This is a genomic window from Flavobacterium sp. 102 (assembly GCF_003634615.1).
Lineage (GTDB): Bacteria > Bacteroidota > Bacteroidia > Flavobacteriales > Flavobacteriaceae > Flavobacterium.
In genome coordinates this window covers 1,820,165-1,835,893 of the sequence record NZ_RBKX01000001.1, presented here as the reverse complement: position 1 = coordinate 1,835,893, position 15,729 = coordinate 1,820,165, and the positions used below count along the sequence as shown (strand labels likewise).

The 15,729-nt window shown below is 38.1% G+C and carries 17 protein-coding genes and 1 tRNA gene; all 18 read right to left on the bottom strand.

Annotation, left to right across the window (positions count from 1 at the left end; translation table 11 throughout):
• Nucleotides 1-4 precede the first annotated feature (4 nt).
• Entirely contained in the window at nt 5-1,021 is a 1,017-nt protein-coding gene (gene alc / locus C8C84_RS07930; protein WP_121313020.1) for an allantoicase, read from the bottom strand.
• Complete coding sequence (gene allB / locus C8C84_RS07925) at nt 1,003-2,328, bottom strand: allantoinase AllB (protein ID WP_158592554.1); 1,326 nt, start codon at nt 2,326-2,328, stop codon at nt 1,003-1,005. The genes alc and allB overlap by 19 nt, the downstream gene beginning before the upstream one ends.
• Before the next feature lie 94 nt (nt 2,329-2,422).
• Nucleotides 2,423-3,427 carry a GTP 3',8-cyclase MoaA gene (moaA, locus tag C8C84_RS07920; protein WP_121313018.1) on the bottom strand — a complete coding sequence of 335 codons (1,005 nt, stop codon included), beginning with the start codon at nt 3,425-3,427 and terminating at the stop codon, nt 2,423-2,425.
• A complete protein-coding gene (moaCB, locus tag C8C84_RS07915) occupies nt 3,417-4,331 on the bottom strand; it encodes a bifunctional molybdenum cofactor biosynthesis protein MoaC/MoaB (RefSeq protein ID WP_121313017.1) in 915 nt (304 codons plus the stop codon). The genes moaA and moaCB overlap by 11 nt, the downstream gene beginning before the upstream one ends.
• 1 nt (nt 4,332) lies before the next feature.
• Nucleotides 4,333-4,779, bottom strand: a complete 447-nt coding sequence (locus tag C8C84_RS07910) for a molybdenum cofactor biosynthesis protein MoaE (protein WP_121313016.1) — start codon at nt 4,777-4,779, stop codon at nt 4,333-4,335.
• Nucleotides 4,780-5,850 carry a HesA/MoeB/ThiF family protein gene (locus tag C8C84_RS07905; RefSeq protein ID WP_121313015.1) on the bottom strand — a complete coding sequence of 357 codons (1,071 nt, stop codon included), beginning with the start codon at nt 5,848-5,850 and terminating at the stop codon, nt 4,780-4,782.
• Between the two features lie 12 nt (nt 5,851-5,862).
• Nucleotides 5,863-6,114, bottom strand: a complete 252-nt coding sequence (locus C8C84_RS07900) for a MoaD/ThiS family protein (RefSeq protein WP_121313014.1) — start codon at nt 6,112-6,114, stop codon at nt 5,863-5,865.
• A 2-nt stretch (nt 6,115-6,116) separates the two neighbouring features.
• Nucleotides 6,117-6,863, bottom strand: coding sequence for a sulfite exporter TauE/SafE family protein (locus C8C84_RS07895; protein ID WP_121313013.1), 747 nt, complete (start codon nt 6,861-6,863; stop codon nt 6,117-6,119).
• Between the two features lie 31 nt (nt 6,864-6,894).
• Nucleotides 6,895-8,064, bottom strand: coding sequence for a molybdopterin molybdotransferase MoeA (locus C8C84_RS07890; protein WP_121313012.1), 1,170 nt, complete (start codon nt 8,062-8,064; stop codon nt 6,895-6,897).
• Nucleotides 8,061-8,978, bottom strand: coding sequence for an XdhC family protein (locus tag C8C84_RS07885; protein ID WP_121313011.1), 918 nt, complete (start codon nt 8,976-8,978; stop codon nt 8,061-8,063). The genes C8C84_RS07890 and C8C84_RS07885 overlap by 4 nt, the downstream gene beginning before the upstream one ends.
• Nucleotides 8,979-8,996: 18 nt before the next feature.
• Nucleotides 8,997-11,246, bottom strand: a complete 2,250-nt coding sequence (locus C8C84_RS07880; RefSeq protein ID WP_121313010.1) for a xanthine dehydrogenase molybdopterin binding subunit — start codon at nt 11,244-11,246, stop codon at nt 8,997-8,999.
• The gene (locus tag C8C84_RS07875) at nt 11,243-12,646 is read right to left on the bottom strand and encodes an FAD binding domain-containing protein (RefSeq protein ID WP_121313009.1); all 1,404 of its coding nucleotides are present in this window, start codon (nt 12,644-12,646) and stop codon (nt 11,243-11,245) included. Before C8C84_RS07875 ends, C8C84_RS07880 begins: the two co-directional genes overlap by 4 nt.
• Before the next feature lie 13 nt (nt 12,647-12,659).
• On the bottom strand, nt 12,660-13,139 hold the full coding sequence (locus C8C84_RS07870; RefSeq protein WP_199717115.1) for a nucleoside deaminase: 480 nt from the start codon (nt 13,137-13,139) through the stop codon (nt 12,660-12,662).
• Nucleotides 13,140-13,405: 266 nt separating this feature from the next.
• Nucleotides 13,406-13,479 (bottom strand) — tRNA-Thr (locus C8C84_RS07865).
• A gap of 78 nt (nt 13,480-13,557) precedes the next feature.
• The gene (locus C8C84_RS07860; protein ID WP_121313007.1) at nt 13,558-13,824 is read right to left on the bottom strand and encodes a hypothetical protein; all 267 of its coding nucleotides are present in this window, start codon (nt 13,822-13,824) and stop codon (nt 13,558-13,560) included.
• A gap of 55 nt (nt 13,825-13,879) precedes the next feature.
• The gene (locus C8C84_RS07855; protein WP_121313006.1) at nt 13,880-14,842 is read right to left on the bottom strand and encodes a type I phosphomannose isomerase catalytic subunit; all 963 of its coding nucleotides are present in this window, start codon (nt 14,840-14,842) and stop codon (nt 13,880-13,882) included.
• Nucleotides 14,843-14,861: 19 nt separating this feature from the next.
• Entirely contained in the window at nt 14,862-15,314 is a 453-nt protein-coding gene (locus tag C8C84_RS07850; RefSeq protein ID WP_121313005.1) for a peroxiredoxin, read from the bottom strand.
• On the bottom strand, nt 15,314-15,724 hold the full coding sequence (locus tag C8C84_RS07845; RefSeq protein ID WP_121313004.1) for a 6-carboxytetrahydropterin synthase: 411 nt from the start codon (nt 15,722-15,724) through the stop codon (nt 15,314-15,316). Before C8C84_RS07845 ends, C8C84_RS07850 begins: the two co-directional genes overlap by 1 nt.
• Nucleotides 15,725-15,729 lie beyond the last annotated feature (5 nt).

Below are 15,729 nucleotides of genomic sequence, written 5' to 3'. Positions count from 1 at the left end.
GCTATTATTTATTGATTTTACCAAAGATTCTTAATCGACTTACGCCACCGTCAGGGAAAATATTTAAACGAATATGTGTTATCGCACCTAAAGTATTTACTTCTGAAATGAACTCATGAATATTATCTGCACTTAACTTTTGTTGCGGCAAAAGTAATTTCCAATCCGAATTCATCACTTCATCAGTATTGGAAACACAAGCTTCAATCGAACAACTATTAGGATAATTGCCTTTAAAATGGCAAGTATCAACAATAATACGGTCTACAATTCCTTTATGCGCTAATTTTAAAATTACCCAATCTCTATTATTAGGTGTTCGGTTTCTTTTGGTTTCCCAACCGTCGCCCATATTGGCGCCGCGATTCGGCATAATCAAATTGCCCATCGCGCTAAAAAACATATCGTTACAAGCAATCGCCTGACCGCCGTTGATTGCTGCTGCCAAATCAATTTCTTGAGAAGCGTCGAAAGTCTCCCAATTTTTAAAAACTTCGCCGTAAACTCTGAAACGTGCTACGCCACCATCAGGATAAATGTGCAAACGCAAATGCGTAAAAATTTCATCGCTTTCGCATTCATAGAAATTTTGTGAACCGGCATCTAAATGGGATTTAGGTAGAATTTCTTTCCATGCTAAATTCTCCCAATCCGTAATATCAGTAGCATTATCTAAATAAATAGCTTCAATCGAAGCATGCGGTGGATGATTGCCTAAAAAGAAATTAGTATCAATGTCAAATCCGGTAATTTTTCCCGAAGTCGCTAATTGGATAATGGCCCAATCATGTCCCGGAGTTCTTTTGCGGCGGCTTTCCCAACCGTCCATCCATTTTCCTCGATCGGTATATTTGTCGGCGATAAATACACCGCGTGTCGGTAAAATTAAGTTTTCTTTTTCGGCAAAAAAATCATCTGTCGCATACAAAACCTTTCCGCCCAAACGTTCTGCCGCTAAGTCGGTTAGTTGTGTAAATGCCGGTGATTCTTTGATTATCTCTGTTACTTTTGCAAAAGCCATTGTCCTTTATTTTTATTTCTTATTGATTTATTTTGGTAAACCGTTTCGCCATTCACGATGGTTTCCGAAACAATTCCGTTTAAGTTTTGTCCGATATACGGACTTATTTTATATTTGAAAAGAATCTCTTCTTCTTTGATGATTTGGCTTGCTGCAGGATTCCAAATCACAAAATCAGCGTCATTTCCTATTGCGATTTTTCCTTTTTTATTGGCTTTAATAAACTCCGCCGGTTTTGAGGTAACCAATGGTATAAATTGTTCCAATGTCATTATATCTTTCAACGCTGTCCAAGAACCGTTTAGTAAAAACTGAATACCGGCAATGCCACCCCAAGCTTTTTTTAAATTGCCGCTTTCCATTTCTTTGATATTCGGTGGCGCAGGCGAATGGTCTGTCGTGATAAAATCTAAAACTCCTGAAAGGAAAGCATGCTTCAATTGGTCATTATTGGCTTTCTCCCGAATTGGTGGCGCACATTTGTATATGCAACTTGCGTCCGGAATGTCTTCTGCGTTGAAGTAAATGTATTGCGTACACGTTTCGGCGGTGATTGGTAAGCCTTCTTTTTTGGCGGCTTCAATTTGGCTCAAAGCTTCCGCAGAAGCGACATGAACAATGTGCACTGGGCAATTGTGCTCACGACACTTGCGAATCATCAATGCTATCGCCTCATTTTCCCATTGCTTTGGTCGGCTGGCTAAATAATGTCGGTAGCTCGTTGGATGATTTTCAAAATCGCATTCTACTTCATTGGCATACAATTCACAATGTGCTAACAAGGGCAAATTGTATTTCGCCATAATCGGCATCGCTTGGTCTAAATCTTTTTCAGTCACATTGGGAAATTCATCGATTCCGGAATGCGTTAAAAAACATTTTACCCCAACAATTCCGGCTTTAATCATCGCTTCTAAATGAGATGCATTTCCCGGAACCAATCCGGCATAAAAACCCACGTTGACATTCATTTTGCCTTTAGTCGATTCTAATTTTTCTTCCAATGCTTTTAAAGTCGTAGTTACCGGACTCGCATTCAAAGGCATGTCGATAATTGAAGTTGTTCCTCCGGCAGCCGCGGCTTGCGTTGCAGTTTCAAATCCTTCCCATTCGGTTCTTCCTGGTTCATTTACATGTACGTGAACGTCGATCACACCTGGCATAATAACCAAATCACCCAAATCTTCCGCGCTATTTTGTTTGTCAAAATGGATGTTGGAAATCGTCCCGTTTTGGAAACAAACCGTTGCAGGTTGTAACTTACCGCCAACCCAAACGTTCTGACTGTATATTTTTCTTTCTTGCAATGTTATAAAATTGAATTTTTCTTATAAGCGAACCTACAAATATAGATTTTATTAAAAAAATTACAAGTTTTATTAAAGAATATTGATTTGAAAATTATCCACCAATAGCAATCATACTTCTGTTCTGAGAAAACAGCTCCGGATTTTGGAATTTGAGATCGTCATCCATACCGGCGCGGACAGCTTTTTTGGATAATAAATTTTGTTGAATCAAAGGTAAAATGGATGCTCCGGCGCGTAACGTTTCCAATAAAGAAGTTTCAGAATTGGAGAACAAACAGTTTTTCAATTTGCCATCAGCGGTTAAACGAATGCGGTTACAAGTGCTGCAAAACGGATTCGTCACCGAACTAATTACGGCAAAACTGCCTAAATAAGATTTAATTTTGAAATTCTTAGCCGTGTCATTGGGCGCATCAACAAGTCTTTCTATTTCGCTAAAAGCATATTCGGATTGAATAATTTCCATGATTTCGGCATAAGAAACCAATTTAGTTTTATCCCATTGGTTACCGCTGAAAGGCATAAATTCGATAAAACGTATTTTGATATTTTTATCTTTAGTCAACTTAATAAAATCATGGATTTCATCATCATTGAATTCTTTGATCAAAACTACATTCAGCCTGACTTTAAAGCCTTCCTGAATCAGTAAATCTATATTGTCAAAAACCGTCTCGAAGTAATTTCTTCGGGTGATTTTGTTGAATTTTTCTTTGACCAAACTATCAATGCTGATGTTGATGGTTTTGATATTGGCTTCTTTAAAAGTTGTGATGAAATTGGGCACTAAAATTCCATTCGTAGTGATACTCAAATCAACGCCGAGTTTTCCTAATTCCTGAATAATCGCTGCTGCATCTTTTCGTACCAAAGGTTCGCCACCGGTCAATCTGATTTTGGTTACACCATAACTGACAAAAGTTTTGGCGATATAAATAATTTCTTCGGCAGTCATCAAATGGGATTTTGGCGTCAGCGAAATGCCTTCTTCGGGCATGCAATAACTGCATCTCAAATTACAGTGTTCCGTAATCGAAATGCGCAAATAGTTGTGTTCGCGTCCAAAGGAATCCTGCAAATCGAAATTATTTTCCATGGTCGAATCCGTTCAATAATTTAAACAAATGCAAAACGGATGGAAACACCGCATCAATCGATTCCGAAGCACCGCCAACCGAACCCGGCAAAGCCATAATCAGCGTATCGCCTTTGAATCCGACCACACTTCGCGATAACATAGCCAATGGCGTTCTTTCTTGCCCGTAAGAGCGAATTGCTTCTTCAATGCCCGGAATTCTTCGGTCCAATAAAGGAATTACCGCTTCAGGTGTTACGTCTTTATGCGATAATCCTGTACCACCGGTTAGGATGATTAAATCTGTTTTTTGGACACAAAGACTTTCGATATTGGTTTGGATTTCGGAAACTTTATCCGGAATGATGTCGTATTGAGAAACTACTAATCCTAGTTTTTCTAATTTTTCCGTAATGACTTTTCCGGATGTATCTTCTTTGGTTCCGGCCGAAACACTATCGGAACAAACGATTACGGCAACGGAAAGGTTGTGGTTTTCATTAGCACCAAAATCAGATTTGCCCCCTTTTTTGTGAAGCAATTTCACGGTAGAAATTTCGACATTTTTGTCAATGGGTTTCAACATATCATACATCGTTAGCGCCACGATTGATGCGCCGTGCATGGCTTCGACCTCAACACCGGTTTTGTAAATCGTTTTGACACAGACTTGAATTTCGATAAAATCTTCGAAACATTCGAAGTGAATTCCGGTATATTCAATCGGCATCGGATGGCAATCGGGAATGACACTTGCAGTGTTTTTTACAGCAAATAATCCGGCGGTTCTGGCCACTTCCAACACATCGCCTTTTGGTACTTTTTTGTCCAAAATGGCTTGTATGGTTTCCGCAGAACCCACTTTTACAATCGCTTGCGCTGTTGCAGTTCTGAGAGTTGTGATTTTGTGAGTGATGTCGACCATTTTAAGTGTTTTTTTTCCAAGTATAAGTTTCGTCCTCGAAGATTTCTTTGCCAAAAACCGGCACTTTCGCTTTTATTTCTTCTACTAAAAATTCTAAAGCTTCAAAAACCACTTTTCGCCTTGGTGCTGAAACGAAAATGAACAAACAAATTTCGCCTGCTTTGACCAATCCTAAACTGTGGTAAATGTGCATACAAGTTACCTCATATTTGGCGAAAGCCGCTTCTCTAATTTCATTAAAAGTGGTTGTAGCCATTTCTTCGTAGGCAGTATAATCAATGGCTACCACTTCTTTTCCTTCGATCTCATCGGCACGAACTTGTCCCAAGAAAATATTGTGTGCGCCAATCGTGGTTTTAGATTGATGTTTCGCAATCGAATTTCCGATGAACGCTGCGGAAATTGATCCATTGATGAAACAAGTTTTTTTATCTTTTTCAGGATTCATTTATATATTCTTTTTGAGCAATGATTCAATGCCGTTTGAAAGATGATGGACATTGGCAAAGCCATTTTTGATTAAATAGTCACCGGTCAGTTTACTTCTATTGCCTTCTTGGCAAAATAGGATTATTTTTTTATTTCGTTCAATACCCTTAAGAAAATCATCTAATTGTGCCAATGGAATATGGTAGATATTTTCGATTTCTAATTTTGGTGCTTCATAACTTTCTCTGATGTCAATCACCACATTGCTTTCATTAGTCAATTCGATTAAGAAATCATTAGCGGAAATAACGCCTAGACCAATATTTAAAATTTGATTTAAAACCGCCAATCCGTTTTGGATTCCTTTTTCTTTTTCGATTTCATTTCCTGAAAAATCGATAGTTTGAAAATAATTATTCAAACCATTGTACAACAACAATTTTCCGTTTAACACTACGCCAATACCGAGAATTATTTTCAGCACTTCATTGGTTTGCATTACACCCAACATATTCGGCAAAACGCCTAAAACGCCGCTGTCATTGCAATTGACACTCTTTTTCAATGCTTCACTTTCGGAAAACAAACAGCGATAAGTTGGCCCGTTTTGGTAATTAAACACCGAAAGTTGGCCTTCAAATTTGTGAATCGACGCATAAACCATCGGAATGTTTTTGACCAAAGCGATGTCGTTTATCAAATAACGAGTTGCATTATCATCGGTGCAATCGACTATGATTTGGTAATCGGAGACAATTTCAAAAGCATTTTGACTGGTGAAATATTTGGGATAAACTACTATGTTTACATCAGGATTTTGTCTAAAAACGACTTCTTTAGCAACAGTAACTTTCTTGCTTCCAACGTCGTTCATAGAATATAAAAACTGTCGATGTAAATTGGTTTCTGCGATTACATCGCCATCTACAATTCCGATATTTCCAACACCGGCAGCGGCTAAATTTTGCAAAACCGGACAACCCAAACCACCGGCGCCAATGACTAAAACTTTAGCCTTGGAGAGTTTTTCCTGACCTGAAACACCGATTTCGGTCAGTTGGATCTGTTTGTCGTATCTTTTACTTTGCATTTATATTTCGAATTAGCCTCCGGAAAATGCCGGTAATAAGGCAATCTCATCATTGTTTTTTAACACCAATGCCATATCCGAAACCAGTGTTTGATTGACAGCGAACAAATAATTCACTTCTTTCATATCGGGAAAGGCATCTTCAAGCGTTACTCTTAAATCGTTCAAGGTTGGAATATCGCCGTTAAACTCAGCAATATCTGCATCCATATCAACAATATCACTGATAATTCCATAATATTTTACCGGACATTTTATTTTCATAGTTAGGTTGTATATAATTTTAAAATCGCGATGCCCAACACAAAAGCCAAGACAGTTCTCAAAGTATGTGTATTGAATTTTTTACTTCCATAATATGCCCCAAGAATTCCGCCAACCAAAACCACAACTATTATCGGCGTTGAAGAAATTGGTAATATTCCGCCTTGAGCTACAAAGCCGAAAAGTCCCGAAATGGAATTGACCAAAATAAACAACGCAGAAACGGCAGCCGTTTGTTTGAAATTGGCCCAACCTAAAAGCAACAAAACCGGACTCAAAATAATACCACCGCCAATGCCAATCAATCCTGATAAAAATCCGATTGTAGCTCCAATAAATAAAGCCAAAGGTATATTCATTGGTTTTCGCACTAGTTTTTCTTTACCATACAATCCTAACAATCTGGCTACCGCGAAGACTAAAACTGTGGCTAAAATGATTTTATACCAATGGGTTTCAATAGTAACCATTCCGCCTAAAAAAGAAAACGGAATTGAGGTGATTGCAAACGGATAAAACAATTTCCATTCAAACTTCTTTTCGCGGTAAAAAAAGTAAAACGAAATCGCGGAGACCAATATATTCAGGACCAAAGCCGTCGGTTTCATAAAAGTCACCGGAAAGGCAAACAAACTCATCAAAGCCAAATATCCGCTTGCGCCGCCATGTCCAACGCTTGCATATAAAAACGCAACGACTGCTAAAAGCACAAGCAATAACGGAGATTGAATTAGATCGCTGACAAACATTTTGGAAAAAAATTAATGTATTGTAAATATACTAAATAGTGTAGACAAGAACCTTATCACTTTGACGAACTTCGTATTTCCCTTCGGGTAAAAAAACCAAAGCATTCGCGTTTGCAAAAGAATTTAACATCGCTGAATCTTGGTGAGACAATATTGCAACCTCTTCATTAGAGACCAAAGCTTTTAGAAACTGCGCTCTCGGATTATCGACGACACAATCGTGAGTGATATTTTTCTCCAATGTTGAACCAAATGAAGCTGAAATCCCTGAATATTTTTGTAATGTTGGCAGCACATAAATATAAAAACAAGTCAGGCTCGCTGCCGGATTCCCAGGTAAAGCAAAGATTATTTTGTTTTCTTTTTTTCCTGCGAATAATGGCTTTCCGGGTTTTTGATTGACTTTGTAAAATAAGGTTTCCACTTCCAAACTTTCTAAAGCTTTGCCCACAAAATCATAATCACCAACAGAAATACCGCCGGAAACTAAGACAACATCGTTTTCAGCAATGGCTTGTTCCAAAATGGTTTTGGTACTTTCAAAATCGTCTCCAACTTGATAGGTTTTAATGCGTTCAAAATTTGCATTCAGCAAAGCCGTTTGGAGCATAATTGTGTTGCTGTTATAGACTTTTCCTTCGGGTAAAGGGTTTCCCATTTCTACCAATTCGTTTCCGGTAACTACGATTGCAATATTTGGTTTTTGGAACACTTTGACTGTAGAAAAACCCAATCCGGCTAAGAAACCTACAGCAGCTGTATTGAGGAAAGTGCCTTTTTTTAAAGCGATATCATTCTCTGAAATCTGTGCGCCTTTTGGGCGAACATTGGTTTCGGGCTTTATATTTTCTTGAAGTTTCAGAGTCAAATTCTCAACGCTTACTTTCTCGATTTGAATGACGGCTTGCGCCGAATGAGGAACTGAAGCACCGGTGAAAATTTTTATGGCTTGTCCGGGTTTCAATACTTGGTTGAAAATATCGCCGGCTTTGACTTCACCTACAATTTCATATTCTAGATTATCCTGTAATGACAACGCAAAACCATCCATCGTCGCTTGCCGAAATGGCGGCATATTGATTGGAGAACACAAGGTTTCCGCCAAAATGTGATTCCGAGATTCCAATAACGAAACTTCAACTACTCGGAGTGAATAATTGAGATTTTCTAGAATGGAAAAGGCTTGGGCTATCGATATCATCGGTTTTGGTTTCTGATTTGGATTAGTTGGGCCGCAATGCTGATGGCGATTTCTTGAGTGGTTTCGCTTTTGATATTCAAGCCAATTGGTGCGTGAACTTTGGCGATTTTTTCTTTAGCAAAACCATCGACTTCAAGGTTTTTGAACAAGGTTTCAATTTTGGTAACGCTTCCTAGCATTCCTATGTATTTGAAGTTTTTGTCAAATAAACGTCTGATTATAACATCATCGGTTCGATAGCCAAAAGACATGATTACAACATAAATATCATCGCCTTCTGGAATATGATTTTCTATCGTTTCAAAATCGATTACTTGTTTGGATTGTACAAAGTCATTGGCTTGCATTGTATTCAAATTCTCGCGATGATCGAGCAAATGCAATTCGAAATCAAGTTTGGATAAAACTTCACTTAGCGCCAAACCAACATGTCCACCGCCAATGATATAGACTTTTTGAGTTAATACATTTTTTTCTTTGAAAAGCCATTCGGGAGTTTCAATCGTTTCTTCATTGACCGAAATATCTAAATTGGAATAAGAAATCCAACAGTTGTCTTCTAAAATGATTTGGGCTACCGTTGGTATAAAATCCGTGTTAATATCATAAAAAGCAATCGTTTGTTGGCCTGAACAAATCATGCCGGATTGGTCTTTGGGTGCGGATTTATCGTGGACTTGGTGTTTGACAAAAGGTTCGAACTTTGGTTTATCCAAAAGACTTTCAGCCAATTCCACCATTTTGTGTTCCATGATGCCGCCACCAATAGTGCCGTACATTTGGTTTTTGGTCACCAACATTTTAAAACCTTTTCGTCCCGGACTACTACCTTCATTGGCAATAACAATCATTAAGACCAATCTGGATTCGTCTTTTAGTACCGTTAAAAGCTTTTTATAGAAATCGACCACCATAAACAAAAGAGTTTTAGTTTATGCTTTTTGATATAAATCCATCAATACCTTTTCAGGCGTATACGGTGCATTAATAGCCAAATCAGCTTCAGGATTGAATGCTTTCACTGCATTTCGAATCGCAAAATACGCTCCGATTCCGTACATCAATGGCGGTTCGCCAACGGCTTTAGATTTCTTTATTGCCAATTCATGACCTTCGGTTTCCAAATGTTGTATGTTAATCACTTTGGGCACCGAATAAATATCGGGAACTTTATAAGTCGATAGCGCGTTTGAAACCAATCGTCCTTGGTCGTTATAAATGATTTCTTCCAATGTCATCCAGCCGATTCCTTGCACCAAACCGCCTTCAATTTGACCATTGTCAATCGTTGGATTCATACTTTGCCCGAAATCGTGAACGATATTCACACTATCAAAATCATAAGTTCCTTTCAAACAATCGACGGTCACTTCATGAATGGCAGTTCCGTAAACGTGATAGGCAAACGGATGGCCTTTTTCTTTGGTTTTATCGTAATGAATTGTTGGGGTTGCGTAATGTGAATTCTCACTCAAAGCGACACGCTGCGTAAATGCTCTCGTAACTAAAGCATTCCAAGTGATTTCCGTTTTAGTTTCATTGGCATAGACCATTTCGTCTTTCAGTTCGATAATTTGGTCTGTATACTCTTTTTGAGCAACTGCTTTTAAGCGTTCCAACAAAGCGTTACAAGCCATTTGCAAAGCTTTCCCGTTTAGGTCTGCTCCAGCGCTGGCCGCTGTTGGAGAAGTATTGGCAACACGCAAAGTATTGGTAGATTCAATGCGAACTTTGGACGGTTGAATGCCAAAAGTTTCTACTACAATTTGCAGCATTTTGGTATTCACTCCTTGACCCATTTCTACTGCACCGGTACTTACGACAACGCTTCCATCGTGGTAAATGTGTACCAAAGCCCGAGCGTGGTTCATCATCGTATTGGTAAACGAAATTCCGAAACAAATCGGTTGGATTGCTAAGCCTTTTTTGAATCTGGTATTATTGTTATTGAATTCTTCTACCCTTTTCTTTTGGCTTTCATAATCATAGTTTTTCATGCAGGTTTCCCAAGCATTGGTCGCTTCGACTTGTTGCAAAATCTGACCATAAGATAACTCATCACCGTCTTTGACCAAATTCGCTCTTTGAATTTCAGCCGGATTGATGTCTAAAGTTTCAGCGGCTTTGACAATCGCAGCTTCAATGACGAATTTTCCTTGTGGTCCGCCAAAGCCACGAAATGCGGTATTTGGTGGTAAATTGGTTTTACAACTGTAAGCCTTTGCCATCACATTCGGAACAAAATACGCATTGGTGGAATGGAACAAAGTTCTTTCCATAACCGCTGGCGATAAATCTGCAGCGGCGCCGGCATTCTGATAATGTGTTACTTCGTAGGCTAATATTTTTAAATCTTTAGTTAGCCCAATTTTAAAATCGGCCGAATAAGGATGACGTTTTCCTGTCATGCGCATATCGTCCATGCGGTGCATTGCCATTTTCACTGGTTTGTGTAAATGTTGCGCCGCCAGAGCAACCATTACAGCCCACGGTGTTGCTTGGTCTTCTTTTCCACCAAAACCGCCGCCTAAACGAACGGTGTCGATTTCAATTTTGTGCATTGGAATACCTAAAACTTGCGCAACCATTCTTTGCACTGCTGTTGGTCCTTGCGTTGAGGATGATATAATGATGCTGCCATCTTCTTTTGGACGAGCGTAAGCACCTTGTGTTTCAATGTATAAATGTTCTTGTCCGTTAACATCGCTTCGGCCTTCGATAATGTGTTCGCATTGTGACCAAGCTTCGGCAGTATTACCGAGTTTGAAACTTCTCGGTGGCATGATTAATTTACCTTTGGCTTGTGCTTCTCTTGGATCAACAATTATGGGTAACTCTTCGTAATCGACTTTGATTAATTTGGCCGCCATTCGGCAATCGTGTTCCGATTTACCTACAATCAAAGCGATAACTTGTCCGCGGAAATGAACTTCATCTTCTGCAAATAAGGGTTCGTCAGGAATAATGCCTCCGATTTGGTTTAAACCAGGAACATCTTTGGCAGTTAAAATCGTGACAATTCCTTTGCGATTCAGTGCTTGTTGCAAATCAACACTATTGATTTTAGCATGAGCTACAGTCGAATCAAACGGCAAAGCATATAGCGTTCCTTGTATTTCCTGAATGTCATCTAAGTAGATTGACTTTCCTTTTACGTGGTTGTGTGCGTCTATATTGATCATACTAAGTCGTCCATTTTAAAGGTTTCCGGAAATAATGTGAGGAAATGCGCGAAGAACAATTGGCGCGCCAATAATCTTTTGTAAGTTTCAGTGCCACGTGCATCGCTGATGGGTGACAATTCGGTTTGTAAAATGGTTTCGACTTCTTTTAACGTAGCGATATTCAACTCTTTTCCGACCAAAAAGGCATTGGTTTTAGCTAAATACTTCGGAATTGGTCCAACGCCGCCAATTGAAATCTGAGCATCATTAATTACATTTCCATTTACAGTAATTGTGATTGCAGTATTTACACTCGCTATATCTAAATACTGACGTTTGCATACTTTTTCAAAATTGAATTTTGTTCCATTTTTTGGAACTTCAAAAGTGATTTCCGTAATGATTTCGTCTGCCTTTTTATCTAAGGTTTTGTAGCCTAAATAAAAATCTTTTAACGCTACTTGACGGCTTACCTTTTCTTTATTGGTCAATGTTAGTTTTGCTTTCATAGCCAAAAGGATAATCGTAAAATCTCCTATCGGCGAACCGTTAGCGATGTTTCCGGAGATGGTGGCAATGTTTCGAATTGGAGTAGATGATAATAATTTTAAGTAATTGTACCAATTTGGAATTGCATTCAACAACGCTTCATTATCCATTAAATCGGTAACCGTTGCTGAAGATTTTAGGGTACAAATATTGCCACTAAAAGTAATGCCGTTTAATTCTTTTTTATCGAATAAGTAATCCAAATCGATGTCGTGTAATTCGTCATGTTTTTGAACATATAAATCAGTTCCGCCACCAATTGCGACTTGTCCATTTGAACTGTATACTTTGTTTTGAATTGCTTCTATTCTTTTTGGGACTTCTAAAAAGTATTCCGGAATAAATTCATTGGCTACCAACCAATGTAAAGGATTTTGTTGGTCTTTATTTTCTAATTTCTCTGTAAACTTTGCGGCGGCTCTTTCAATCGATTTGTAACCCGTGCATCGACAAATGTTTCCGTCAATCGCGCTGATGGCATTTTCCAAAGTTACTTGAGAACAAGTCAGTGCATAACCGCTCATCGAGTTGATAAATCCCGGTGTACAGAAACCACATTGCGTTCCGGAACAATCAACCATGGCTTGTTGCGCTTGATTGAGTTTGTCTATAAGATTAGTTCCTTCCACGGTGACGATGTGTTTTCCGTGAGCGTTTGGCAATGGCGTTAAGCAAGAAGTGGCACTGATGTATTCCATTTTGCCGTTTTTTAGCGAGCCGATTAAAATTGTACAAGCACCGCAATCGCCTTCGCGACAACCGATTTTTGTACCGCGCAGATTTTCATCATAACGAATAAAATCCAACAAGGTTGTACTCGCTGGTTTGTCGGTAGTAATTAATCGTTGATTTAGGAGAAATTGAATCATAAAAGCTCTCGAATTAATATTCTACTTTAGCAACGCTTTTTGACCATAATTGGAAAGCTTCTAAAGCTTCTTCACGCATCATTTGCTCGGTTTGCAGTTTTCGATTTTGGTAAGGTAATTCTAATTCTTCGTAGATAAATTGATCATCGAATTGGATATCTGCAGCATCTTTTTTGGTATTGGCGAAATACATTTTATCAGGTCTCGCCCAATAAATCGCACCCAAACACATTGGACAAGGTTCGCAACTCGTGTAAATTTCGCACCCATCAAGTTGAAAAGTTCCTAATACAGCGCAAGCATTTCTGATGGCCACAACCTCAGCATGGGCTGTAGGATCATTGGTAGAAGTTACGCCATTCGCACCGCGAGCGATTATTTGACCATCTTTTACAATTACGGCACCAAAAGGACCGCCTTTACCTGATTTTACATTTTCGATTGACAGGTTGATGGCTTCCTGCATGAATTCATTATGTTTTGTAGCGCACATAAACTATTTTTTTAAACTATTTTTTAGACTAATTTCTAACTGTCATTCATTTTTTGACAGCCGATAAAGATACGAATAGAAATGATTTACAAAAAAGTTTTTTAAAATATTGATTGACCTAAAAACAAAAAACCACCACTTTTCAGTGATGGTTTTCTTATTGAGCTGGCAAAAGGACTTCCCGAATCTGCGTTCGGGATAAACTTCTCGTCCTAATTTGGATAAAAACAAAAAACCACCACTTTTCAGTGATGGTTTTCCTATTGAGCCGGCAGAGGGACTCGAACCCACGACCTGCTGATTACAAATCAGCTGCTCTAGCCAACTGAGCTATGCTGGCGTCTCAATGTGAGTGCAAATATAGAAGTGAAATTTAATTCTCCAAAATATTTTGGCACTTTTTTATTGTTTTTTTAAACTACAAAGCGTTGATTTTTTCAACCAATTGATTTGCAGTTTGTTCTAATTCAACATTGATTTGTTTGAAATGTGCTTTTTTATTTTCCACTTTCTTAGCATTCACTTTTGTAATCAAACCGTCAAAAGAAGCAATCGCCTCATCGATGATAGCGTTTGATTGATCAGATGGTTTTCCTGAAGTTGTCATTTCGTAGATGTATACTGCTTCAATGATATCTCCTAAAACAAAATTGATGTCTTTTTTTAAATTTTTAACACTTCCCATTTTTCTTGTAAATTTTAAATTTCGGCAAAATTACACTAAATCTTTAGAACACCAACTAAGAAATATAAATTTCTAGTATAGAAGCTTTACCATTTAACTGAAAATCAGTCAATGAAGCCGGAACTAAAACAGTATCACCTTTTTGATAAGAGTATGTTATTCCGTCAAAACTCAATTCAAAACTGTCATCTACACACATGTAGACCGTGAATGAATCTTGATTCTTCTGAACTTTCATATTTCCGTTTAGTGGAATAAAATTGGTCGTAAAGTATTGGCAATAAACCATTTCATTAGCAACATTTTCTGTTTTTAAATAAATTCTTTGCGCTTCTACAGTATCGTAATTAATAGCTTCCAAAGCCAAATCATTGTGCAATTCGCGTTTATTACCATTAGCATCTACCCGATCAAAATCGTAAACACGATAAGTAATATCAGACGTTTGTTGGATTTCGGCGATGACATTTCCGGCTCCGATGGCGTGAATAGTTCCGGTTTCCAGGAGAAAAACATCGCCTTTTTGCACCTTTTTAATATCGAGAATATCTGGTAAAGTTTTGTTATTTAAATGTAATGTATACTCTTCAGGAGAAGATTTCTCTTTGAAACCTATGATTAATTTTGCGGCTGCATCGGCTTGCATGACGTACCACATTTCGGTTTTTCCAAAGGAATTATGGCGTTTTTTGGCCAGTTCATCGTTTGGATGCAATTGAATGGATAAATCTTCACGAGCATCTAAATATTTAAAGAGTAATGGGAATTGTTTGCCAAAAGCCTGATACACTTTGGTTCCCAAGATTTCCATCGGATAATCCGCAATCAATTCGTTTAGTGATTTTCCCTTAAACTTTCCATTGGCGACAATGCTTACATCGTTTTCAACAGTAGAAATTTCCCAGCTTTCTCCAGTGATTTCAGAGGTAATCGGTTTGTTTAAATAGGATTTCAATTTGGTTCCGCCCCAAATTCTTTCTTTTAAAATAGGCTCAAATTTTAGCGGATATAAAGTCATTTTTTAATTTTTGGTAAAATTAAATTCTTTTGAGAATTTCGAGTGCTTTTTCGATGTGAATTTTTCCCGACATGCTATTGAAAACCAATTGAACTATTCCATCTTTATCAATAACATAAGTTACTCTACCCGGAATCAATCCGAGTAAATCATTGGGAACACCAAATAGTTTTCGCAGTTTTTTATCGGCATCCGAAAGCAAAATAAAAGGTAAATTGTGTTGTATTGTAAACTTTTGATGGGATTTCACCGAATCGCTACTCACGCCAATAACTTCCGCACCTAAAGCTTTGAAATCTTCGTATTGGTCGCGAAAAGAACAAGCTTGTTCGGTGCAAACTCGGGTATCATCTTTGGGATAAAAATAAATTACAAAAGTTTTACTCCCAACAATAGTGTCACTTTTAAACACATTACCGTTGGTATCAATTGCTGAAAAATTAGGGATTTTATCTCCGATTTGCAATGCCATTATTCGCCTTTGTAGGTTACAAAATTTCGAGGTGTTTCATATAAAACGACTTCCAAATCTTTATCGGCGTCAATGTGTTTACGAAGTTTGTTCCAAATCACTACTGAAATATTTTCGGCAGTTGGATTCAAATCAGCAAACTCAGGGACATCAAGATTTAAGTTTTTATGGTCGAAAGCATTTTCGATATGCTCTTTGATTAAATCAGACAAAATCTTAACATCAATCACATAACCAGTTTTCTCATTAATCGCTCCGGTAACAGAAACCGTTAATTCATAATTATGTCCGTGGAAATTGGGATTATTACATTTCCCAAAAACGGCATCGTTCATCTCCATTGACCAATCTTTGCGATACAATCGGTGTGCGGCGTTGAAATGGGCTTTTCTGGATACAGTGACTCTCATAGTTT

Coding starts and splice junctions, on each gene's coding strand:
- C8C84_RS07850 (WP_121313005.1), bottom strand. CDS start 15,314: ATGGCATTGCAAATCGGAGATAAAATCCCTAATTTTTCAGCAATTGAT.
- C8C84_RS07895 (WP_121313013.1), bottom strand. CDS start 6,863: ATGTTTGTCAGCGATCTAATTCAATCTCCGTTATTGCTTGTGCTTTTA.
- C8C84_RS07885 (WP_121313011.1), bottom strand. CDS start 8,978: ATGGTGGTCGATTTCTATAAAAAGCTTTTAACGGTACTAAAAGACGAA.
- C8C84_RS07855 (WP_121313006.1), bottom strand. CDS start 14,842: ATGACTTTATATCCGCTAAAATTTGAGCCTATTTTAAAAGAAAGAATT.
- C8C84_RS07900 (WP_121313014.1), bottom strand. CDS start 6,114: ATGAAAATAAAATGTCCGGTAAAATATTATGGAATTATCAGTGATATT.
- C8C84_RS07845 (WP_121313004.1), bottom strand. CDS start 15,724: ATGAGAGTCACTGTATCCAGAAAAGCCCATTTCAACGCCGCACACCGA.
- C8C84_RS07910 (WP_121313016.1), bottom strand. CDS start 4,779: ATGAATCCTGAAAAAGATAAAAAAACTTGTTTCATCAATGGATCAATT.
- C8C84_RS07890 (WP_121313012.1), bottom strand. CDS start 8,064: ATGATATCGATAGCCCAAGCCTTTTCCATTCTAGAAAATCTCAATTAT.
- C8C84_RS07880 (WP_121313010.1), bottom strand. CDS start 11,246: ATGATCAATATAGACGCACACAACCACGTAAAAGGAAAGTCAATCTAC.
- moaA (WP_121313018.1), bottom strand. CDS start 3,427: ATGGAAAATAATTTCGATTTGCAGGATTCCTTTGGACGCGAACACAAC.
- moaCB (WP_121313017.1), bottom strand. CDS start 4,331: ATGGTCGACATCACTCACAAAATCACAACTCTCAGAACTGCAACAGCG.
- alc (WP_121313020.1), bottom strand. CDS start 1,021: ATGGCTTTTGCAAAAGTAACAGAGATAATCAAAGAATCACCGGCATTT.
- C8C84_RS07870 (WP_199717115.1), bottom strand. CDS start 13,139: ATGTGCGCTACAAAACATAATGAATTCATGCAGGAAGCCATCAACCTG.
- C8C84_RS07905 (WP_121313015.1), bottom strand. CDS start 5,850: ATGCAAAGTAAAAGATACGACAAACAGATCCAACTGACCGAAATCGGT.
- C8C84_RS07875 (WP_121313009.1), bottom strand. CDS start 12,646: ATGATTCAATTTCTCCTAAATCAACGATTAATTACTACCGACAAACCA.
- C8C84_RS07860 (WP_121313007.1), bottom strand. CDS start 13,824: ATGGGAAGTGTTAAAAATTTAAAAAAAGACATCAATTTTGTTTTAGGA.